The organism is Pseudomonas fluorescens (assembly GCF_002022275.1).
Lineage (GTDB): Bacteria > Pseudomonadota > Gammaproteobacteria > Pseudomonadales > Pseudomonadaceae > Aquipseudomonas > Aquipseudomonas fluorescens_AJ.
Genome location: NZ_MSDF01000013.1, coordinates 137,652 through 157,977, shown reverse-complemented (window position 1 = coordinate 157,977; position 20,326 = coordinate 137,652). Strand labels below are relative to the sequence as shown.

At 60.9% G+C, this 20,326-nt stretch carries 19 protein-coding genes; 10 read left to right on the top strand and 9 right to left on the bottom strand.

Annotation, left to right across the window (positions count from 1 at the left end):
* Positions 1-72: 72 nt before the first annotated feature.
* The 3 genes from BFW87_RS07200 to BFW87_RS07190 form a co-directional block, all read right to left on the bottom strand.
* Positions 73-1,059 (bottom strand): alpha/beta hydrolase, encoded by a 987-nt coding sequence (locus BFW87_RS07200; RefSeq protein ID WP_078739225.1) that lies wholly within the window; start codon positions 1,057-1,059, stop codon positions 73-75.
* Positions 1,060-1,947: a KPN_02809 family neutral zinc metallopeptidase gene (gene ypfJ / locus BFW87_RS07195; protein ID WP_078739224.1), complete on the bottom strand. Its 888-nt coding sequence runs from the start codon at positions 1,945-1,947 to the stop codon at positions 1,060-1,062. It lies immediately after the preceding gene.
* 155 nt (positions 1,948-2,102) lie between these two features.
* Complete coding sequence (locus BFW87_RS07190) at positions 2,103-2,519, bottom strand: membrane lipoprotein lipid attachment site-containing protein (RefSeq protein ID WP_017253799.1); 417 nt, start codon at positions 2,517-2,519, stop codon at positions 2,103-2,105.
* Between the two features lie 184 nt (positions 2,520-2,703).
* Between BFW87_RS07190 and BFW87_RS07185 the strand changes: the two genes are divergently transcribed.
* On the top strand, positions 2,704-3,582 hold the full coding sequence (locus BFW87_RS07185; RefSeq protein WP_078739223.1) for a DMT family transporter: 879 nt from the start codon (positions 2,704-2,706) through the stop codon (positions 3,580-3,582).
* A 1-nt stretch (position 3,583) separates the two neighbouring features.
* Here BFW87_RS07185 and BFW87_RS07180 read toward each other — a convergent pair whose 3' ends face one another.
* Positions 3,584-4,918, bottom strand: coding sequence for an MFS transporter (locus BFW87_RS07180; RefSeq protein WP_078739222.1), 1,335 nt, complete (start codon positions 4,916-4,918; stop codon positions 3,584-3,586).
* A gap of 211 nt (positions 4,919-5,129) precedes the next feature.
* Here BFW87_RS07180 and quiC point away from each other — a divergent pair, with 211 nt between their 5' ends.
* Positions 5,130-7,031, top strand: coding sequence for a 3-dehydroshikimate dehydratase QuiC (gene quiC / locus BFW87_RS07175; RefSeq protein ID WP_078739221.1), 1,902 nt, complete (start codon positions 5,130-5,132; stop codon positions 7,029-7,031).
* Positions 7,032-7,108: 77 nt separating this feature from the next.
* A complete protein-coding gene (locus BFW87_RS07170; protein ID WP_078739220.1) occupies positions 7,109-7,774 on the top strand; it encodes a TetR/AcrR family transcriptional regulator in 666 nt (221 codons plus the stop codon).
* A 134-nt stretch (positions 7,775-7,908) separates the two neighbouring features.
* On the opposite strand, the gene BFW87_RS07165 is transcribed toward BFW87_RS07170, so the two are convergent.
* Positions 7,909-8,757 (bottom strand): shikimate dehydrogenase, encoded by an 849-nt coding sequence (locus BFW87_RS07165; RefSeq protein WP_078739371.1) that lies wholly within the window; start codon positions 8,755-8,757, stop codon positions 7,909-7,911.
* Between the two features lie 5 nt (positions 8,758-8,762).
* The gene (gene aroQ, locus BFW87_RS07160; RefSeq protein WP_078739219.1) at positions 8,763-9,203 is read right to left on the bottom strand and encodes a type II 3-dehydroquinate dehydratase; all 441 of its coding nucleotides are present in this window, start codon (positions 9,201-9,203) and stop codon (positions 8,763-8,765) included.
* A gap of 287 nt (positions 9,204-9,490) precedes the next feature.
* On the opposite strand from aroQ, the gene BFW87_RS32235 reads away from it, so the two are divergent.
* Both BFW87_RS32235 and BFW87_RS07150 read left to right on the top strand, forming a co-directional pair.
* On the top strand, positions 9,491-9,919 hold the full coding sequence (locus BFW87_RS32235) for a DUF4160 domain-containing protein (RefSeq protein ID WP_078739218.1): 429 nt from the start codon (positions 9,491-9,493) through the stop codon (positions 9,917-9,919).
* Positions 9,916-10,365, top strand: a complete 450-nt coding sequence (locus BFW87_RS07150; RefSeq protein WP_078739217.1) for a DUF2442 domain-containing protein — start codon at positions 9,916-9,918, stop codon at positions 10,363-10,365. The genes BFW87_RS32235 and BFW87_RS07150 overlap by 4 nt, the downstream gene beginning before the upstream one ends.
* Here BFW87_RS07150 and trmA read toward each other — a convergent pair.
* Both trmA and BFW87_RS07140 read right to left on the bottom strand, forming a co-directional pair.
* Entirely contained in the window at positions 10,362-11,441 is a 1,080-nt protein-coding gene (gene trmA / locus BFW87_RS07145; protein WP_078739216.1) for a tRNA (uridine(54)-C5)-methyltransferase TrmA, read from the bottom strand. The two genes, BFW87_RS07150 and trmA, sit on opposite strands and share 4 nt — an antisense overlap.
* Positions 11,438-12,733 carry an NCS2 family permease gene (locus tag BFW87_RS07140; protein ID WP_078739215.1) on the bottom strand — a complete coding sequence of 432 codons (1,296 nt, stop codon included), beginning with the start codon at positions 12,731-12,733 and terminating at the stop codon, positions 11,438-11,440. Before BFW87_RS07140 ends, trmA begins: the two co-directional genes overlap by 4 nt.
* Before the next feature lie 209 nt (positions 12,734-12,942).
* Between BFW87_RS07140 and BFW87_RS07135 the strand changes: the two genes are divergently transcribed.
* The 4 genes from BFW87_RS07135 (at position 12,943) to BFW87_RS07120 (ending at position 17,161) form a co-directional block, all read left to right on the top strand.
* Positions 12,943-13,389, top strand: coding sequence for a DUF4879 domain-containing protein (locus BFW87_RS07135; protein ID WP_078739370.1), 447 nt, complete (start codon positions 12,943-12,945; stop codon positions 13,387-13,389).
* Positions 13,390-13,485: 96 nt separating this feature from the next.
* Positions 13,486-13,995 (top strand): (2Fe-2S)-binding protein, encoded by a 510-nt coding sequence (locus tag BFW87_RS07130; RefSeq protein WP_078739214.1) that lies wholly within the window; start codon positions 13,486-13,488, stop codon positions 13,993-13,995.
* Complete coding sequence (locus tag BFW87_RS07125) at positions 13,992-14,981, top strand: FAD binding domain-containing protein (RefSeq protein WP_078739213.1); 990 nt, start codon at positions 13,992-13,994, stop codon at positions 14,979-14,981. Before BFW87_RS07130 ends, BFW87_RS07125 begins: the two co-directional genes overlap by 4 nt.
* Positions 14,978-17,161, top strand: coding sequence for a xanthine dehydrogenase family protein molybdopterin-binding subunit (locus BFW87_RS07120; protein ID WP_078739212.1), 2,184 nt, complete (start codon positions 14,978-14,980; stop codon positions 17,159-17,161). Before BFW87_RS07125 ends, BFW87_RS07120 begins: the two co-directional genes overlap by 4 nt.
* Before the next feature lie 151 nt (positions 17,162-17,312).
* On the opposite strand, the gene BFW87_RS07115 is transcribed toward BFW87_RS07120, so the two are convergent.
* Positions 17,313-18,551 carry an MFS transporter gene (locus tag BFW87_RS07115; protein WP_078739211.1) on the bottom strand — a complete coding sequence of 413 codons (1,239 nt, stop codon included), beginning with the start codon at positions 18,549-18,551 and terminating at the stop codon, positions 17,313-17,315.
* A gap of 334 nt (positions 18,552-18,885) precedes the next feature.
* Here BFW87_RS07115 and BFW87_RS07110 point away from each other — a divergent pair, with 334 nt between their 5' ends.
* On the top strand, positions 18,886-20,325 hold the full coding sequence (locus BFW87_RS07110) for a cytochrome ubiquinol oxidase subunit I (protein WP_078739210.1): 1,440 nt from the start codon (positions 18,886-18,888) through the stop codon (positions 20,323-20,325).
* Position 20,326 lies beyond the last annotated feature (1 nt).

The window sequence follows — 20,326 nt, the reverse complement described above, 5'->3', positions numbered from 1 at the left end:
GTGATGCCATCGCAGGCAAGCCAGCTCCCACACAAGCCCGCTCCCACATTTCAAACCGCGTTTTTTCAGTGACTATTGAGCAAACAGAACTTTCTCGCCTTCAGGCGACGTAAACATCTCGTCCCCGTTATGCCCAACCCCCGGTACTTCCACCAGTTTGTGCGTCAACTGCGGATGGCGCGCCTTGAGGTAGTCAAAGTAGTTATGCCCACGAATCAGGCGATACGGCCCCTGGGTTTCGGCTTCGCAGCTTTTATCCAGCGCCGGGTGGTTCGGGTCGATGTCCTGCTGGCCGAGCAGGTAGGTCACGTCGCGTGACACATAAGCCTGCTCAAGCTGCTGTGCACTCTGGCCTTTGGCGTAGTCGGGCAGGTTTTGCATGCCGTATTTCCAGTCGTTGAAGCCAGGGCAACTGGCCACGTCAAACTTCACTGGGCGCTGTGGGGTGAAGTAGGCGTAGGACGACGGGTTGGCCGCCACGTAACGCAGGCTGATGCCTTCGGTTTTCAGCATCGGATGATCGTGCCCGGTGACGGCAAAACGCTGCACCACTTGGCCACCGCCGGAATGCCCGGCCACCACGATTTCTTTCAGCGCCGGGAACAGCTTGCGATTGCCCAGGTGCTTGATGATCTGGTCGAGGGCGCCGTAGGAGCTGATCTGGCCTGGGCCGGTCGAGGCGTCGCCGGCCATCCAGTCATTGCTGTTCCAGCGCAGCACGCCGTTGTCGAGGTGGTTGCGTTTCACGTCGTACTGGTTGAGAAACTGTGGCGCGATCACCAGCGTGTTGCTCGCCTGGCCTGCATCTTTGGCGGCATCTTCGCCGCTTTGCAGGTAGGTCTGCGCGTTGCGCAGGCGGCCGTGGACGATGATCAGCGCGCGGGTGACCTGGGGCAGCGGTTTGCTCCAGTCCTGGCTCAGGCCGAGGCTAAGGTCACCGGCGTCCAGGTGAAAACGATCGGGGCTGACTTCCTTGACGCCGTGTTCTTTCTCAGCGGCCCAAGTGGTGGTGGAGCAGGTCATCATCAAGCCGAGCAGCAAACCCAATCGTTTATTCATTTAGAGACTCTTGGCGGTAAAGGTGTCGCATTGAGTGATCTGGCCCCCGGCGAAGCCAGTTTTGAACCAGCGAACCCGCTGTGCCGAGGTGCCGTGGGTAAACGAGTCTGGCACTACACGCCCTTGACCCTGTTGCTGCAGACGGTCATCGCCGATGGCGTTGGCCGCGTTCAGTGCTTCTTCAATGTCACCGGGTTCCAGCCAGTTCAGGCGTTTTTGCGCCCGGTTGGCCCACACCCCGGCGAAGCAGTCGGCTTGCAGCTCCTGGCGCACCAACAGGCCGCCGTCGCCTTGCATCTGCCGACCTTGCTGGCGCGCGGCCTGAATCTTGGCCGAGATGCCCAGCAGTGTTTGCACGTGATGCCCGACTTCGTGGGCGATCACATAGGCTTGGGCGAAATCGCCGGCGGCCTGGAAGCGTTGTGACATTTCCCGGAAAAAATCCAGGTCCAGATACACCTGCCGGTCAGCCGGGCAGTAAAACGGGCCGCTGGCTGAGCTGGCGCCACCGCAGGCGGAGTTCACGCGCCCACGGAACAGAATCAGTTTCGGGTTCTGGTAAACCAGCCCGTTTTCCTTGAAGACCTGGCCCCACGTGTCTTCGGTGTCGCCCAGAATGGCGCGCACAAAATCCGCCTGTTGGTCATTCGCTGGCGGCGCCTGGCGCGATTGCGTGCTCACCGATGGCGCCTGTTCCCCTTGGCCGGTCAATTGGCCGAGGATCTGCAGCGGGTCCTGGCCGGTCAGCCAGCCGATGCCGACGATCAGCACAATGGCCGTCAGGCTCAGGCCCTTGCCGCCGCCAAACCGCATGCCCCCGCCACCGCCGCCACTGTCATCGCGGGCGTCCACCACGTTGTCGCTGCGTCGGCCTTTTTTCCATAGCATGGGGGAGATCCTCTCGATAACTGTCAGAGCAGTGTTGTTGCTGCGTGGGCATGGCGCCAGCCCGGCTGTCCGACAGGTACGAGAGCGGCTTAGTATCGCTGCTGTCAGGCCGTGTCGGCAGGGGCGCCAGATGAAAGTTGTGTCAGGTTGGCGGATCAGTCGCGGCAGTAACCTTCACCGGTGTCGACGATCAGGCAGTCTTTTTTATCCGCCAGCCATTTCAAACCGGTGGCTTCGCCGTCGCCGGCGCTCAGTTGCTGCGGGCCGTCGGGGCGGGTGAAGGCGATGCCGTCTTCGTTGGCTTCGCCCTTGAAGGTGCCGGAATCGTCGGCGTCGAGGCCGTATTGCATGGTCAGGATGTAGTGGCCACGGCCAATGCTGTCGTCTTTGGCGATGGTCAGGTTCAGGCCTTCCACGCCAATCCACTTGCCGACCCATTTATCGGTGGGCGGGGTGGCGGGTACCAGGGTGGCTTGTACCGAAGCCGGTGCAGGTTTGGGGGCTTCCTTGGGTTCCTTGTTACAGGCGGTAAGCAGGGCGAGGGCAGACAAAACAAAGACAGTTTTTTTCATAGCGGGCGGCCTTGGTTAAAAAGTGTTCAACGCGCGGGCAAACATGCAGCGTTGGACTGGTATCCCGTGATTTAGTGCGCTGTTCGCACGGTGTTTGGTTATGCTCTTGGGGCAGACGCAAGCCCGGCTGCTAGATTACCGGGTTGAGTGCAAAAGCGTTCAGCCCGCCACGCAAGAGAATTCAATGACTGTCAGCACCCCCCTTTCCGGCGTCAACCATCCTTTCAAAGGCATCCTGCTGATTGTGCTGGCGACGTTCCTGTTTTCCAGCCACGACGCCTTGTCCAAATACCTGGCCGGGTTCTACCCGATCGTGATGGTGGTGTGGGCGCGTTACCTGGTGCACACCTTGCTGATGGCCGGGATTTTCCTGCCGCAATCGGGCCTGCGTGTGTTGCGCAGCAAACGCCCGGGGATGCAGGTGGTGCGCGCATTGTGCCTGTTGGGCACCAGTTTGTTTTTCACGGCGGCGTTGCATTACATCCCGTTGGCGGAAGCCACGGCGGTGAACTTCCTGGCGCCGATCCTGGTGACGGCGCTCTCGGTGCCGTTGCTCGGCGAGCGCGTGACGCGGGGCCAGTGGCTGGCGGTGATCTGCGGGTTTGTCGGCGTGTTGGTGATCATCCATCCCGGCGGCGAGCTGTTTACCCCGGCGGTGTTGCTGCCGCTGTGTTCGGCGCTGTTCTTCTGCTTCTACCAGTTGCTCACACGCATCCTCAGCAAATTCGACACGCCGACCACCAGCAACTTCTTCGCCGGCCTGTGCAACACCTTGGTGATGAGCGCGCTGGTGCCGTTCTTCTGGCAGTTGCCGACGCTGTGGCACGGCGTGTTGATGCTGGCGCTGGGCACCTGTGGGATGACTGCGCACTTGATGTTGACGCAGGCGTTCCGCTTTGCGGCACCGGCCTTGCTGGCGCCGTTCGGCTATTGCCAGATCGTGTTCGCGGGGTTGTTGGGCTGGCTGGTGTTCAACCACACCCCCGACGTGACCACGGTGGTCGGCATCGGGGTGATCTGCATGAGCGGGCTGGCCGCTGCCTGGCAGCAGCGGCGCAGGTAGATCAGACGTCTACGGTGGGAATCTTGCGCGGCGCCATGAAGTACATCCAGACCAGCGCAATGAAGTACATCGCCGGGATCAGGGTGAACAACACGGTGTAGTTGTTGTTCGTCACGGTGAGGATATGGCCGACGATCTGGGTCATGAACATGCCGCCGATGGCCGCACACATGCCGCCAAAACCAAACACCGTGCTCATCATGTGCTTGGGCGTGTAATCCATCACCAGGCTCCAGATGTTGGCGGTCCAGGCCTGGTGCGCGCCGATGGCCAGCGAGATGGCAAACACCGCGACCCACAGCTGGCTGGAACCGGCGGCCATGATCACGCCGACGATGCAGCACGCGAACAGCAGCATCGACAACAGCCGCGCCTTGATCGGATTCATCCCACGGCCGATCAGGAATGAAGACAGAATCCCCCCACCAATACTGCCGAAGTCAGCTGTCAGGTAAATGATGATCAGCGGGATGCCCATCTGGGTCACGTTGATGCCCAGGTTGTATTGCTGGTTCAAAAACGGCGGCAGCCAATACAGGTAAAACCAGAACACCGGCGCGGTCATCGAGTAGGCGAGGGCGAAGGCCCAGGTGCCGCGCATGCGCAGGATGCGGCTGAACGGCACGCGCGGTTGTTCCGGTTCGACTTCCTGTTGCACGTAGTCCAATTCGGATTGTTTAACGGTCGGGTGGTCTTCGGGGTTGTAGTACTTCAGGCCCCAGCACACCAGCCAAATCCCGCCGAGTGCCGACATGCACAAAAACGCCGCCTGCCAGCCCCATACGTGGAGGATCAACGGCAGCAGCATCGGCGTCATCATCGCGCCAACGTTGGTGCCGGCGTTGAAGATGCCGGTGGCGACTGCGCGTTCACCCGCCGGGAACCACAAACGTGTGGTCTTGACGCAAGCCGGGTAATTCGCGGCTTCGGTCAGCCCGAGGATGAAGCGGCACACCATAAAGCCGACCGCCGAGGTGGCCAGGCCGTGGGCGCCGGTGGCCAGGCTCCACAGCAGCACGGCGCAGAAGAACACGCGCTTCACGCCGACGCGGTCGATCAGGCGGCCTTGCAGTACAAAGCCAATCGCGTAACCCACCTGAAACCAGAAGTTGATGTTGGCGTAATCCATCGCCGTCCAGCTCATTTCCTTGGCGAGGATCGGCTGCATCACGCCCAGGGCGGCGCGATCGATGTAGTTCAGGGTGGTGGCGAAGAACACCAGGGCCAGCATGCCCCAGCGGGTTTTGCCCACGGCCAGGGCGCCGCGGACTTTGTCGCCGATGCCGGCGTGCGGGTTGCCCGGGCGCGCGGCCAGGACGGAGTTTTGCGAAGGCATGAGGTCGTACCCGTTTTTTGAAATTTTTATGGTGTGTTCTGGGTCTGCTTACGTGTTCGATGGTGCGCAGGGACTAAAAAATCGTCAATTCGCTAAAGGGGCATAGTGTTCGATAATCGCACCGAAAACTAACCGGTTCGTACATTTTAATTGCTGCCTGTAGGCTAGGGGCGAATAATTTGCTGCAAATAACAATTGCCGGGAGTCGCCCATGCAACGTTCCATCGCTACCGTTTCCTTGAGCGGCACCCTGCCGGAAAAGCTCGAAGCCATCGCCGCCGCCGGGTTTGACGGGGTCGAGATCTTTGAGAACGACCTGCTGTATTACGACGGCAGCCCGCGCGAAGTTAAGCAAATGTGCGCCGACCTGGGCATCGCCATCACCCTGTTCCAGCCGTTTCGCGACTTTGAAGGCTGCCGCCGCGACCGCCTCGCGCGCAACCTTGAGCGTGCCGAGCGCAAGTTCGACCTGATGCAGGAATTGGGCACCGACCTGGTGCTGGTGTGCAGCAATGCCTCGGCGGACTCGGTGGGCGATGAACGTATTTTGCTCGATGACCTGAGCTTGCTGGCCGAACATGCCGGGCGTCGCGGCTTGCGCATCGGTTATGAAGCGTTGGCGTGGGGCAAGCACGTGAACACCTGGCAACAGGTGTGGAACCTGGTGCGTCAGGTCGATCACCCGGCCTTGGGCGTGTTGCTCGATAGCTTTCACACCTTGTCTTTGAAAGGCGACCCGAGTGCTATCGCCGACATTCCCGGCGACAAAATCTTCTTTGTGCAAATGGCCGACGCGCCAATCCTGGCCATGGATGTGCTGGAGTGGAGCCGGCATTTCCGTTGCTTTCCGGGGCAGGGCGAATTTGACCTGGCGGGCTTTCTGGCGCCGATCATCAAGAGCGGCTACTCCGGGCCTTTGTCTCTGGAAATTTTCAACGACGGTTTTCGTGCGGCGCCGACCCGGGCGAATGCGGCGGATGGCTTGCGTTCGCTGCTGTACCTGGAGGAGAAAACCCGCACGCGCTTGCAGCAGGAAGCACCCGCCCAGCCGGTCGAGATTCTGTTTGATACGCCGCCCGCCAGTGAATACGACGGCATCGAATTCCTCGAATTTGCCGTGGATGAAAGCCTCGGCGCCAAGCTGACGCACTGGCTGGAACGCCTGGGTTTCGTCAAGGCCGGGCAGCATCGCTCCAAGAGCGTGAGCCTGTTGCGCCAGGGTGATATCAACCTGATCCTCAACTGCGAACCCTATTCCTTCGCGCATAACTTTTTCGAAGCCCACGGCCCGTCGTTGTGCGCCACGGCGATCCGCGTCAAGGACAGCGCCAAAGCCCTTGAACGCGCGGTGGCCTACAAGGGCCAGCCGTATCGCGGGCTGGTCGGGCCGAACGAGCTGGAACTGGCGGCGGTGCGTGCGCCGGACGGCAGCCTGATTTATCTGGTGGACCCGTCCGAAGGCACGCTGTACGACACCGACTTCAACCTGCAAGCTGCCACCGCGTCCAGCGGCGGCCTGCTGCGCATCGACCACATGGCCATGGCCTTGCCGGCCGACAGCCTCGACAGCTGGGTGCTGTTCTACAAGAGCCTGCTGGATTTCGAAGCCGACGATGAGGTGGTGCTGCCCGACCCGTACGGCCTGGTGAAAAGCCGCGCGCTGCGCAGCCGTTGCAGCTCGATTCGCCTGCCGCTGAATATTTCCGAGAACCGCAACACGGCGATTTCCCACGCGCTGTCGAGCTATCGCGGCTCGGGCGTGCACCACATTGCCTTCGACTGTGCGGACATTTTCGCCGAGGTGAGCCGGGCCAAGGAGGCGGGCGTGCCGCTGCTGGATATCCCGCTCAACTATTACGACGACCTTGCGGCGCGCTTTGATTTCGACGAGGAGTTCCTCAGCACGCTGGCGTACTACAACGTGTTGTACGACCGCGATGCCCAGGGCGGTGAGTTGTTTCACGTGTACACCGAGCCGTTCGAGGGGCGGTTTTTCTTCGAGATCATCCAGCGCAAAAACGGTTACGCCGGTTACGGCGCGGCCAACGTGGCGGTGCGCCTTGCGGCAATGGCCAAATCGCGCAGCGGTGCGGTGCGTCAGGCGCGTTTATAAGGGCGGGCCGGGTGCTTCCTTCGGCGAGCATCGCGGCCCATAATCACCGCCTGCATAACAATGGCCGTGAGCGCACCATGACCTCGAGTCCCGAACTCCCCGCGGTGTCAGACGCACCGCGCAAGAGTCGCAAGAACAATCCGGAAAAGACCCGCGAAAACATCCTCCAGGAAGCCATCGTCGAGTTTGTTCAGCAGGGCCTGTCCGGCGCGCGCGTCGATGCCATTGCCGAACGCATCCACACCTCAAAACGCATGATCTATTACTACTTCGGCAGTAAGGAACAGCTGTATCTCGAGGTGCTGGAGAAGCTCTACGGTGACATTCGTACCACCGAAACGCGCATGAACCTCACCGAGCTGGAGCCGCGCGAAGCGATCCGCCGGTTGGTGGAGTTCACCTTCGATCACCACGATCAGAACGTGGATTTCGTGCGCATCGTCAGCATCGAAAATATCCACAACGCGGAGTATGTGAAGCGTTCGGATTCGATCAAGGCGATGAACAGCAATATCCTCGAAGCGCTGGGCGCAACCTTGCAGCGCGGCGCCGAGATGGGCGTATTTCGCGAAGGGCTGGTGCCGCTGGATGTGCACCTGCTGATCAACTCGTTCAGCTTTTACCGGGTGTCCAACCGCCATACGTTCAGTGAGATATTTCAGATCGAGCTGTCGGATGAAGCGGTGAAGCAACGGCACAGGGAGATGATTTGTGAGTCCGTGCTGCGGTATTTGCAGGCCTGATCACTCAGGCTGAAATGCAATCAATGTGGGAGCGGGCTTGCTCGCGAATGCGGTGGATCAGTCAGCATTGCAGTGAATGACGCACCGCATTCGCGAGCAAGCCCGCTCCCACATTTGGATTTTTGTTTACCTAGTCAGATGTTCATGCTCTGAAAGTGCGCCAGCATCCTGTCCGCATCCGGCACCTCACCACTGAACAACTCAAACGCCTTCACCGCCTGAAACACTGCCATATTCCCGCCATCCAGCGTGCGACACCCCAACGCCCGGGCATCACGCAGCAGCTCGGTTTCCAGCGGAAAATACACAATCTCCGCGACCCATAATTCAGCGCGCAACAAGGCCGGCGGCACTGGCGTGCCCGGCAGCTTGGCCATGCCCATCGGCGTGGTGTTCACCAAGCCATCGGCCTCGGCCATGGCGTTTTCCAGGTGGTTGCCAACCTGGGCGCGACCTGGGCCGAAGCGTTGAGCGAGGTTATCCACAAGGTCGCGGGCACGGGCGACATCGACGTCGAAAATACTCAAGTGCTGCACACCCTCGGCCAGCAACGCATGGGCTACCGCTGCGCCCGCGCCCCCGGCGCCCATCTGCACCACGCGTTGGCGGGCAGCATCGCTCAGGTTGCGACGGAAACCCTCGGCAAACCCCAGGCAATCGGTGTTGTGGCCAATACGTTTACCGTCCTTGAACACCACGGTATTCACCGCACCAATGCCTCGGGCCTCGTCGGACAATTCATCGAGCAACGGCAGAATTGCCTGCTTGCACGGGTAAGTAATGTTCAGCCCGGTGAAGTGCATCAGCTCGGCGGCGTCCAGCAGGTCAGGCAGGGCGTTGATGTTCAGCCGAAGCGGCTCCAGGTCAATCAACTGATACAGGTAACGCATGCCTTGGGCGTCACCTTCCCTCTCATGCAGGGCCGGGGTGCGGGAGGCCTGGATTCCGGAGCCAATCAGGCCGGCGAGGATGCGCGGTTTCATCGGGCTCATCCCTTTAACGTATGGCTGAAATGTTCCAGGGCCAGGTGGTAGCCATGGCTGCCAAACCCAGCGAGTACCGCTTTGGCTATGGGCGACACAAACGAGTGATGCCGAAACGCCTCGCGCGCATGCACGTTGGATAAATGCACTTCGATCACCGGCACCTCACTGGCCACCAGCGCATCGCGAATCGCCACGGAAGTGTGGGTCCAGGCCGCCGGGTTGATCACGATACCGGCGCAACGCGCACGGGCGCCGTGGATCCAGTCGAGGAGTTCGCCTTCGTGGTTGGTCTGGCGAAATTCGATTCTCAGGCCGAGTTTTTCCGCGCTGCGGCCACACAGGGCGGCGACGTCGGCCAGGGTTTCATGACCGTAAGTGGCAGGCTCGCGGGTGCCGAGCAGGTTGAGGTTGGGGCCGTTGAGCACCAGCACGATGGGCGGCATTAGGCGTATCTCCACGATTATTGTTAGTTGTGGAGATAAAATGTACTGAATGGTTACTTTGGTCAATCGAGCCGGGCGCGTTGTGACGGGATGTGTTCGATTACCGAACTTTGAATGAGCGAACGCGGGGATTTCATCACTACAGCCATGGGTGGTTACAAGACCGGATTCGACGGTTGTCGTGCGGTTACTAACCTCTGAAGCAACGGCCGGATGACGGCACTGGTGGTCAGGTGGCAGAAGCAAAATTGTTACCTGAAACAAACTAACCTAACGGATGGGTTACGATGAAAGTAGGCGCTTACAACGGATATGTGATTTCAGTGCTTCTCAGGGATGAGCACTGCCCGCCCCACGTACATGTAAGGGGCAAGGAATGGGATGCGCGCTTTCGTTTCAGCTTTCTGAATGGGCGAGTGGAGTTGTGGGATGTGGATCCAGAACGGAGGCGCCCACCAGAGTCGGTTCTAAAGGGACTGCGCCAAGCGTTGATGCAACCGCATTACTTGGCTCGGGCAAGAAGGATCTGGTGGGAGAAGCTGCACACGGTCTGTCTGGAGAACCACTCCTGGGATTGGGACGCTGATGAGGTGGTGCCGGGCTTGGTCATTCGGCCCGGTATCTATGTGATTGCAAAAGCCCGCCACGATGCGGTTGCGCAGCGAACAATATTGACTCTGGTCCGAGCGCCAGGTTACGTGGAGATTGATTTATGAGAAAAATCGTAAAAGCCAAAGTCTATCCCGATGTCCCTCTCACAGCGGCGGATATCGATAAGGCAATAGCCCGCGGGCGTAAGTTGAAGCGTTTGTACGCCAACGCCAGTGACGTGCGTTATGAAGACAACTGTCTGTCCATTGGTTTCAGCGACGGCAGCCGCGTCATGTTGCCCGTGGCAGGTCTGCCCGAGTTCGAAGGGTTTTCCTTGCAGGACTTTCAGCAGTTGGAGGTCGGTTTCGGCGGCAAGGCGTTGTGCTGTGAGGCCCAGGATCTGGATGTTTCGATCACGGGATTGATCGCTACGAGCAAGCCCCTGATGGACCTGGCCGTCAGCGTGGTCGCCTCGCGCAACGGTCGCAAAAGCAGCGCCGCCAAAACCGCCGCCGCCCGAGCCAATGGCAAGAAGGGCGGGCGGCCGCGCAAAGTACCTGAGGAAGATTAACGACGTGTCAGCAACACCCCGGATTCCATATGGTGCGTCCACGGGAACTGGTCAAACATTGCACACTGAGTAATCTGGTGCGTGTCATGCAATTGCGCGATGTTCGCCGCCAACGTCTCCGGGTTGCAGGAGATGTAGAGGATGTTGTCAAAGCGCCGAGTCAGTTCGCAGGTGTCCGGGTCCATGCCGGCGCGCGGCGGGTCGACGAACACGCTACCGAATTCGTAGCTTTTCAGGTCGATGCCATGCAAGCGACGGAACGGGCGAACTTCGTTCAGCGCCTCGGTGAGTTCTTCGGCAGACAAACGCACCAAAGTGACGTTACCCACCGCGTTTTCATCGAGGTTGCTCAGGGCTGCGTTGACTGACGTCTTGCTGATTTCAGTCGCCAGCACTTTACGAACACGGGTCGCCAACGGCAGGGTGAAGTTGCCGTTGCCGCAATACAGCTCCAGCAAATCATCCGGGCGATCGCCCAGAGCTTCGTACGCCCAGTTGAGCATCTTCTGATTCACCGTGCCGTTAGGCTGGGTGAACGCGCCTTCGGGTTGACGGTAGCTAAAGGTGCGCCCGCCGACGTCGAGTTTTTCCACCACGTAATCCTGGCCGATCACATCACGCTTGCCTTTGGAGCGGCCGATGATGCTCACATTCAAGTCGGCAGCGAGTTGGTTCGCGGCGGTGTGCCAGTGCTCGTCCAGCGGGCGGTGATAGCACAGGGTGATCATCGCGTCGCCGGCCAGGGTGGTGAGGAACTCCACCTGAAACAGCTTGTGGCTCAGGGCGGCGCTGGCTTGCCAGGCGGCTTTGAGTTGCGGCATCAATTGGTTGATGCGCAGGCCGGCAATCGGGAACTCTTCGATCAGGATCGGCGTGCGCTTGTCGTCCTGGGAGAACATCGCGTAGTGGCGCTCACCGCCTTCGCGCCACAAGCGGAACTCCGCGCGCAGGCGGAAATGCTGCAGCGGCGAGTCGAAGACTTGCGGCTCTGGCGCGTCGAACGGTGCCAACAGGTCACGCAAGCGCGTGACCTTGTCTTGCAGTTGAGCGGTGTAGCGTGCGGCGTCAAAAGTCATGCGTTGAACCAGCCCAGCTTGATCACAAACAGAATCGACAGGATCACCAGTGCCGGGTTCAGCTCACGGTAGCGGCCCGAAAGCAGCTTGATGGCGGTCCAGGCGATGAAACCGAAGGCGATGCCGTTGGCGATGGAGTAAGTGAAAGGCATCGCCAGGGCGGTGATCACCACCGGCGCTGCAACAGTAATGTCATCCCAGTCGATTTCGGCCAGGCCGGACGTCATCAGTACGGCGACAAACAGCAAGGCTGGCGCAGTCGCGAAGGCAGGAACGCTGGCGGCCAGTGGCGAGAAGAACAGCGCCAGCAGGAACAGGATCGCGACCACGATCGCAGTCAAACCGGTACGGCCACCGGCGCTTACGCCCGCAGCGGATTCGATGTAGCTGGTAGTGGTCGAGGTGCCCAGCAGCGAGCCGGCCATGGCGGCGGTGCTGTCGGCGATCAGCGCACGGCCCATTTTCGGCATGTGGCCGTCTTTGCCCATCAGGCCGGCGCGCTTGGCGACGCCGATCAGGGTGCCGGAGTTGTCGAACAGGTCGACGAACAGGAAGGCGAAAATCACGCTGACCAGGCCGATATCCAGCGCGCCTTTGATATCCAGCTGCAGGAAAGTCGGTGCCAGCGACGGAGGCATCGAGGTCACGCCACCGAACGGGGTGAAACCCAGCGCGATGGAAACAATGGTCACTGCCAGGATGCCGATCAGCACCGCGCCGCGTACTGCCAGGGCTTCCAGCGCAACGATCAGCACGAAACCGAGGGTGGCGAGGATGGGCGCCGGTTGCTTCAGGTCACCCAGGCCGACCATGGTGGCCGGGTTGCTGACCACAATGCCGGCGTTGTGCAGGGCGATCAGCGCCAGGAACAGGCCGATACCGGCAGCAATGGCCGAACGCAGCGGCAATGGAATGCTGTTGATGATCCACTCACGGATACGGAAGATCGACAGCAGGAAGAACAGCACCGCCGAAATGAACACCGCGCCCAGCGCAACCTGCCAGGTGTGGCCCATGTGCAGGACCACGGTGTAGGTAAAGAAGGCGTTCAGGCCCATGCCCGGTGCAAGGGCGATCGGGTAGTTGGCGATCAGGCCCATCACGGTCGAACCGATGGCGGCCGCCAGGCAAGTCGCGACGAACACCGCGCCCTTGTCCATGCCGGTCTCGCCGAGGATGCTCGGGTTCACGAACAGAATGTAGGCCATGGCCAGGAACGTGGTGATACCCGCGAGAATCTCGGTGCGCACGTTTGTATTGTGTGCTTTGAGTTGAAACAGCTTTTCCAGCATGCCGGCTCCCTGTGACGCTATTTTGCGTCGTTATTTGTTGACCTCTAAGTCAAAGCACAAACTGCGCCAAGCGCCTGTGGTTTCAGAGAGGATCGGAAAAAGCGGCGCATCATACCAGCAGCCGAGGCCGTGTGGCGCACGGGGTTGGTTTTGCAGGCCATGGGCTTGAGGCATACTGCGCCGACGTTTAATTGAAGGTCATCGACAGCATGAAAAAAGCCAACGCGTGGAGTCTAGCCCTGATCGCCAGTATCAGCCTGTGGCTCGGTGCAGCACCGGCGTGGGGCGCGGCTGCACCGGCCTTGAGCGAGGTGCGTGTGTTCAAGGTCGAGTCGGCACGTTGCAGCGAAACCATTCCCGAACGGGTCAACACCACCCAGATGTGCACTCACCGTGGCCCGACCCGGGTTTCGGTGATGGAAGTTGGCCTGGGCAATAACCCGATGGGCCGCTTTGATGGGGCAGAACTGAACGGGCAACGCACGGCGGTGTGCCAGGTCGGCAATATCAGCCAGGCCTGCAATGGCGCAGGCACCGTGATGGGCTACATCTATGTGTTTGACCTGAATGTCGAAGCCTCAGGCTGGTTCGAATTCAGCAACACCTCCATCAACGGCCCGCAAAACACATTGACGACCCAGCTCAACATCCGCTGATCAATCCCCTTGAACGCTCAATACCCCGGGAAGTCGTACCCCTGAGACGGCGACTTTCCTGAACGCCGCGGATGTACACCAACCCGTGAGGTGTTTATGAGCGCAACTCCCAATGGCGCGGCGGCCAAACCGTTCGTCAGCCACCCGATACGCCTGACCCTCAACGGCCAGGAACGCCAACTGGATGTGTTGCCCTGGACCACGCTGCTCGATCTGTTGCGCGAACAGCTTGATCTGGTCGGCAGCAAAAAAGGCTGCGACCACGGTCAATGCGGCGCCTGCACCGTGCTGCGTGATGGCAAACGCGTGAACGCCTGCCTGACCCTGGCGGTGATGTGCGACGGCGCCGAACTGACCACTATTGAAGGCTTGGCCGAGGGCGACGTACTGCACCCGATGCAGCAGGCGTTTATCAAGCATGACGCCTTCCAGTGCGGCTACTGCACCCCCGGCCAAATCTGTTCCGCCGTCGGTCTGGCCAATGAAGGCCGCGCACGCGACAGCGCGCAAATCCAGGAACTGATGAGCGGCAACCTGTGCCGTTGCGGTGCCTACAGCAACATTCGCGACGCCATTGAAGACGTCGTGTTGGGAGGTGAACAATGAACCCCTTCCAGTACAGCAAACCGGCCGATGTGCATGAAGCTGTCCACCTGAGCAGCGCCGTCTCGCGCTTTATCGCCGGTGGCACCAACTTGCTGGACCTGATGAAAGAAAACATCAGCCGCCCCGAGCACTTGATCGATATCACCGGCCTGCCGCTGCAAGGCGTTGAACAAACCGCTCAAGGCGGCGTGATGATCGGCGCTCTGGTAAGCAATGCCGACCTGGCCTGGCACCCGCTGATCGAAAGGCGTTACCCGCTGCTGTCCCAAGCCATTCTTGCCGGGGCCTCGCCGCAGTTGCGCAATATGGCCAGCACCGGCGGCAACCTGTTGCAGCGCACCCGTTGCTACTACTTTTACGACGCCACGGTGCCCTGCAACAAGCGTGAACCCGGCAGCGGCTGCCCGGCGCGCACCGGCTTGAACCGCATCCACGCGATCCTCGGCGCCAGCGAACACTGCGTGGCCACCCACCCTTCGGACATGTGCGTGGCCCTGGCTGCGCTGAATGCGCGGGTGCATGTTGAAGGGCGCGGCGGCGCACGAATCATCGAGTTCGCCGACTTCCACCGGTTGCCTGGTGACACGCCGCAGCGCGACAACCTGCTGGCCGATGATGAGCTGATTACCGCCATCGAGTTGCCAGCTGACCACTTGGCCAGCCACAGCCATTACCTGAAAATCCGCGACCGCGCCTCGTACGCCTTTGCCTTGGTCTCCGTCGCCGCCGCGCTGGAATTGGACGGCGACACTATCATCGACGCGCGCCTGGCACTCGGCGGTGTGGCCCACAAACCCTGGCGTGACCGTGCGGTGGAAGCGTCGCTGATCGGCCAGAGCGTTAGCCGTGAAACCTTCAGCAATGCTGCCGACGCCCTGTTGCAAGACGCCGAACCGCTGGAACACAACGGCTTCAAAATCAAGCTGGCGCGCCGCGGGATTATTCGCGCCCTGAGCGACGCCGCTGTCGCAGGAGAACGCCCATGACCGCCATCGGCAAACCATTGGACCGGGTCGACGGTCTGCTCAAGGTCACCGGCCAGGCGCGCTATGCCGGTGAGTTTCCCGACAAAGACCTGCTGCACGGCAGCGTGGTCTCCAGCACCATCGCCAAAGGCCGCGTGTTACGCATTGATGCCTCAAAGGCGCTGGCACTGCCAGGCGTGGTGATGGTGCTCGACCACCTCAACCGGCCCAAACTCGCCAGCTACGACGACGCCTTCGCCGACGCCGATGCGGCCGACGGCTCGCCATTTCGCCCGCTGTACAACGACCGTGTGCTCTACAGCGGCCAGCCCCTGGCGTTGGTGATTGCCGACAACCTTGAACTGGCGCGGCATGCCGGCTCACTGGTGGAAATCGAGTACGAAAGCGAAGCCTTCGAAACCGACTTGCTGGCGATGCAGGAACAGGCGCACCCGTCGCCCCAAACGCCGCCCAAGCCACGCGGCAACTTTCAGGCCGAATGGACCGCTGCCGCCGTCAGCCTCGACGCGCACTACAGCACCCCCATCGAACACCACAACCCCATGGAACCCCACGCCAGCACCGTGCTGTATCAGCCCGACGGCACGCTGCATATCCACGACAAGACCCAAGGCCCGCAGAACTGCCAGGCCTATGTGCAAAAAGTCTTCGGCCTGGATAAAAGCCAGGTGCGGATTTTTGCCGCGTTTGTCGGCGGCGCGTTCGGCTCCGGTCTGCGTCCGCAGTACCAACTGCCGCTGGCGGTGATGGCATCACTGGCGCTCAAGCGTTCGGTGCGGGTGACCCTGACGCGCCAGCAAATGTTCACCTTCGGCTACCGCCCGCGCACTTTGCAGCGTTTGCAGATGGGCGCAGCGGCCAATGGGCGTTTGCTGGCGTTGGGGCACACCGCGATTGGCCAGACCTCGCGCTTCGAAGACTTCAGCGAGCACGTGGTCGAGTGGAGCGGCATGCTCTATCAGTGTGACAACGTGCAACTGACCTACAAGCTGGTGCCGCTGGACGTGTACACGCCGTTGGACATGCGCGCACCCGGCGCCGCGCTGGGCGTAATCGGCCTGGAATGCGCCATGGACGAACTGGCCTGCGCCCTGGGCATGGACCCAGTGCAACTGCGCCTGATCAACTACGCCGAGCGCAACCAGACCGAAGACAAACCCTGGTCGAGCAAAGCCTTGCGCGAGTGCTATAGCGAAGGCGCCGAGCGTTTCGGCTGGAGCCAGCGCAACCCGGAACCGCGCAGCATGCGCGAAGGCAACCAGTTGATCGGTTGGGGCATGGCGGGTGGCGTGTGGGAGGCCTTGCAGATGAAAGCCAGCGCCAAGGCGCGTATTGATGCGCACGGCAAGCTCACCGTCAGCAGCGCTACAACGGATATCGGCACCGGCACTTACACGGTCATGACCCAGATTGCGGCGCAGGCGAGTGGTGTGGCGGTGGAAGACGTGGTTTTCCTACTCGGCGATTCCTCATTGCCCACCGCGCCGTTGCAAGGCGGCTCGTTTACCGTGTCGTCCGTCGGCACCGCTGTGCAGCAAGCCTGCGAAGCGTTGACCGCCAAACTGCTGACCATCGCCCGCCAGACTTACCCGGTATTCAAGGACGCCGAATCGGTGCGTTTTGAAGACGGCCAACTGCACAGTGGTGACGTGAGTGTGTCGTTGGCACAGTTGGTCAAGGACAGTGGCGAAGCCGCGCTGGAAGTGCAGGTAGACAGCGAGCCTGACAAAAAGCGTGAGGCCTACGCCACGGCCACGCACTCGGCGGTGTTTGTCGAAGTTCGCGTGGATGAAGACCTGGGCACCATCAAAGTCAGCCGCGTCGTCAGTGCGATTGCCGCCGGGCGCGTGGTCAACCCGAAGATGGCCCGCAGCCAGATTCTCGGCGGGGTGGTGTGGGGAATTGGCATGGCCTTGCACGAAGAAACCCAGATCGACCATCAACTGGGGCGCTATATGAACCACAGCCTGGCCGAGTATCACATCCCGGTGAATGCCGATATTGGCGAGATTGATGTGGTGTTTGTCGAAGAGCACGACGAGATCGTCAATGCCCTGGGTTCCAAGGGTGTCGGCGAGATTGGGATTGTCGGCGTGGCGGCAGCGGTGGCGAATGCGGTTTATCACGCCACGGGGAAGCGGGTGCGGGACTTCCCGATCACCCTGGACAAGGTGCTGTAACCCGGTCTTCCAGTCACTGGGGGTCAACTGTGGGAGCTGGCTTGCCTGCGATAGCGGTGTATCAGAGATAATTTAGCCATCTGACACACCGCCATCGCAGGCAAGCCAGCTCCCACATTGACTGCATTCCAACATGAGGCGGCGGCGGGGTTTAAACCTTTGCTTCTTCCACCGGCATATGCATCCGGTCGCGGTTGGCCAGGCTGGGGAAGAGTTTTATCCACACCCCGGTCACCACCAACGTACCAATCCCGCCCATGACCACGGCGGGCACGGTGCCGAACCAATGCGCGGTAATCCCGGACTCAAACTCACCCAGCTGATTCGACGCGCCAATAAACAGGCCGTTGACCGCACTGACTCGCCCGCGCATTTCATCCGGCGTCTCCAACTGCACGAAGGACGCGCGGATCACCATGCTGATCATGTCCGCTGCGCCCAGCACCACCAGTACGCCTAAGGAAAACAGGAACGAGGTCGACAGGCCGAAGGCAATGGTTGCCACGCCAAACACGCCGACGGCGGTGAACATCACCCGGCCAACGTGGCGGTCCACCGCGAACCGCGCCAGCCATAACGACATCAGCAACGCGCCCACCGCCGGTGCCGAGCGCAGCAGGCCCAGGCCCCAGGCGTCGGTCAGCAGAATGTCCTTGGCAAACACCGGCAGCAACGCGGTGGCGCCGCCCAGTAGCACGGCGAACAGGTCAAGGGAGATGGCGCCGAGAATGTCCGGGCGGCTGCGGATAAAGCGAATGCCGGCCAGCAGCGAATCCAGGGTCGCCTTGGCTTTGTTCAGCGGCGTTTGACGCGCCGGCAGGTTGAGGGTCAGCACGCAGGCGATCAGGTACAGCGCCACGGTTGGGCCGTAGACCCACACGCTGCCAAAGGCATAGAGCAATCCGCCGAGTGCGGGCGCAACGATGGTGGCCAGTTGCTGCGCCGATTGCGATGACGCCACCGCGCGCGGGAACAACACGGTCGGCACGATGCTCGGCAGCAGCGCCTGGGTCGTGGGCATTTCAAACGAACGCGCGGCGCCGAGCAGAAAGGCCAGGATGAAGATCATTTCACGCGTCACGTTGCCGGTCAGGCCGCCGATGGCCAGTGTCAGGGCAATCAACGCCTGCACGGTCTGGCAGATGGCGGCGACCTTGCGCCGATCATAGCGATCCGCCACATGCCCGGTGTGCAGCATGAACAGCACGCGCGGGATGAACTCCACCAGGCCGACAAGGCCCAGGTCCAGCACGTTGCCGGTCAGTTGGTAAAGGTTCCAGCCGATCGCCACGGTGAGCATCTGGAAGCCGCTGGCGGTGAAGATGCGCGCCAGCCAGAACGCGATGAAAGGGCGGTGGTGACGCAGCAGCAACACGGGTTCACTAGGCATCAGAAATTCTGGTCAGAACGGGAGGGAACCGCGAGATTAGCATCAACCTGTAACAAATAGTTGCCAGCTTTTGATTTATGAGCCGGCGACTGAGTCAGCCTGTCACGCGGCAAAAGACCACACAGTCCTGCCGCCAAAATGGGACTACTCTTTGAGCAATGCTTGATCCAGATCAAAACCGGCCCCGGGATTGTTCTGGCGGCCCAAAAGGCCAGATTCCCCACGTGGCTGGTTAAAAAAGAAACGAATTTGAATTCGCCACACTCCATATCCGTGGGGGCAGTGGGTGCAGGCTCCCAGCCCGCAGCCGGTATTACCTGACAGAGGAAGACATATGTTCGGTTTGGAGGCGCTAGATCTCGCCCGAATTCAATTCGCGTTCACCATCTCTTTCCACATCCTGTTCCCGGCGATCACCATCGGCCTGGCCAGTTACCTCGCGGTGCTGGAAGGCTTGTGGCTCAAGACCCACAACGACACCTACCGTGACCTCTACCATTTCTGGTCAAAGATCTTTGCCGTCAACTTCGGCATGGGCGTGGTTTCCGGTTTGGTCATGGCCTATCAGTTCGGCACCAACTGGAGCCGTTTCTCGGACTTCGCCGGCGCCGTCACCGGGCCGCTGCTGACGTACGAAGTGCTCACGGCCTTCTTCCTGGAGGCCGGTTTCCTCGGGGTGATGCTGTTTGGCTGGAACAAGGTGGGGCGCAAGCTGCACTTTTTTGCCACGGTGATGGTGGCCGTCGGCACGTTGATCTCGACCTTCTGGATTCTGGCGTCCAACAGCTGGATGCAAACGCCACAGGGCTTTGAAATCATCGACGGCCGGGTGATTCCTACCGACTGGTTGGCGGTGATCTTCAACCCGTCATTCCCTTACCGCCTGATGCACATGGCCACGGCGGCCTTTGTGGCGACCGCGTTCTTCGTCGGCTCCTCGGCGGCCTGGCATTTGCTGCGCGGCAAGGACAGCCCGGCGATCCGCACCATGCTCTCGATGGCGATGTGGATGGCCCTGATCGTCGCGCCTATCCAGGCGGTCATCGGCGACTTCCACGGCCTCAATACCCTCAAGCACCAACCGGCGAAAATCGCCGCGATTGAAGGCCACTGGGAAAACGTGGGTAGCGAACCGACGCCGCTGATCCTGTTTGGTTGGCCCGACATGAAGGCCGAGAAAACCAAATACGCGGTCGAAATTCCGTACCTGGGAAGCCTGATCCTGACCCACTCCCTGGACAAGCAGGTGCCGGCGCTCAAGGACTTCCCGCCTGAGGACCGCCCCAACTCGACCATTGTGTTCTGGTCGTTCCGGGTCATGGTCGGCCTGGGCTTCCTGATGATCTTCACCGGTTTGTTCAGCCTGTGGCTGCGCCGGGGCGACAAGATGTACACGTCCAAGCCGTTCCTCTACCTGGCGCTGTGGATGGGCCCGTCCGGCCTGATCGCGATTCTCGCCGGTTGGTTCACCACCGAAATCGGCCGTCAGCCGTGGGTGGTCTACGGGTTGATGCGCACGGCGGATGCCTCTTCCGGGCACAGCCTGGCGCAGATGACAATCACGCTGGTGCTGTTCGTGGTGGTGTACTTCGCACTGTTTGGTGCAGGGTTGGGTTACATGATGCGCCTGGTGCGCAAAGGCCCTGTCGCCCATGACGTGACTGAGCCAACCCACGGTGGGCCTGGCCAGAAGCGTACACCGGCGCGTCCGTTGTCTGCTGCCGATGACGGCACCGACAATGATCACGACGACATCCAGCACAAGGGGCATTGAG

Bases quoted from the DNA above. Each gene is read 5' to 3' on its own strand.
- BFW87_RS07200 (WP_078739225.1), bottom strand. From the start codon at position 1,059: ATGAATAAACGATTGGGTTTGCTGCTCGGCTTGATGATGACCTGCTCC.
- ypfJ (WP_078739224.1), bottom strand. From the start codon at position 1,947: ATGCTATGGAAAAAAGGCCGACGCAGCGACAACGTGGTGGACGCCCGC.
- BFW87_RS07190 (WP_017253799.1), bottom strand. From the start codon at position 2,519: ATGAAAAAAACTGTCTTTGTTTTGTCTGCCCTCGCCCTGCTTACCGCC.
- BFW87_RS07185 (WP_078739223.1), top strand. From the start codon at position 2,704: ATGACTGTCAGCACCCCCCTTTCCGGCGTCAACCATCCTTTCAAAGGC.
- BFW87_RS07180 (WP_078739222.1), bottom strand. From the start codon at position 4,918: ATGCCTTCGCAAAACTCCGTCCTGGCCGCGCGCCCGGGCAACCCGCAC.
- quiC (WP_078739221.1), top strand. From the start codon at position 5,130: ATGCAACGTTCCATCGCTACCGTTTCCTTGAGCGGCACCCTGCCGGAA.
- BFW87_RS07170 (WP_078739220.1), top strand. From the start codon at position 7,109: ATGACCTCGAGTCCCGAACTCCCCGCGGTGTCAGACGCACCGCGCAAG.
- BFW87_RS07165 (WP_078739371.1), bottom strand. From the start codon at position 8,757: ATGAAACCGCGCATCCTCGCCGGCCTGATTGGCTCCGGAATCCAGGCC.
- aroQ (WP_078739219.1), bottom strand. From the start codon at position 9,203: ATGCCGCCCATCGTGCTGGTGCTCAACGGCCCCAACCTCAACCTGCTC.
- BFW87_RS32235 (WP_078739218.1), top strand. From the start codon at position 9,491: ATGAAAGTAGGCGCTTACAACGGATATGTGATTTCAGTGCTTCTCAGG.
- BFW87_RS07150 (WP_078739217.1), top strand. From the start codon at position 9,916: ATGAGAAAAATCGTAAAAGCCAAAGTCTATCCCGATGTCCCTCTCACA.
- trmA (WP_078739216.1), bottom strand. From the start codon at position 11,441: ATGACTTTTGACGCCGCACGCTACACCGCTCAACTGCAAGACAAGGTC.
- BFW87_RS07140 (WP_078739215.1), bottom strand. From the start codon at position 12,733: ATGCTGGAAAAGCTGTTTCAACTCAAAGCACACAATACAAACGTGCGC.
- BFW87_RS07135 (WP_078739370.1), top strand. From the start codon at position 12,943: ATGAAAAAAGCCAACGCGTGGAGTCTAGCCCTGATCGCCAGTATCAGC.
- BFW87_RS07130 (WP_078739214.1), top strand. From the start codon at position 13,486: ATGAGCGCAACTCCCAATGGCGCGGCGGCCAAACCGTTCGTCAGCCAC.
- BFW87_RS07125 (WP_078739213.1), top strand. From the start codon at position 13,992: ATGAACCCCTTCCAGTACAGCAAACCGGCCGATGTGCATGAAGCTGTC.
- BFW87_RS07120 (WP_078739212.1), top strand. From the start codon at position 14,978: ATGACCGCCATCGGCAAACCATTGGACCGGGTCGACGGTCTGCTCAAG.
- BFW87_RS07115 (WP_078739211.1), bottom strand. From the start codon at position 18,551: ATGCCTAGTGAACCCGTGTTGCTGCTGCGTCACCACCGCCCTTTCATC.
- BFW87_RS07110 (WP_078739210.1), top strand. From the start codon at position 18,886: ATGTTCGGTTTGGAGGCGCTAGATCTCGCCCGAATTCAATTCGCGTTC.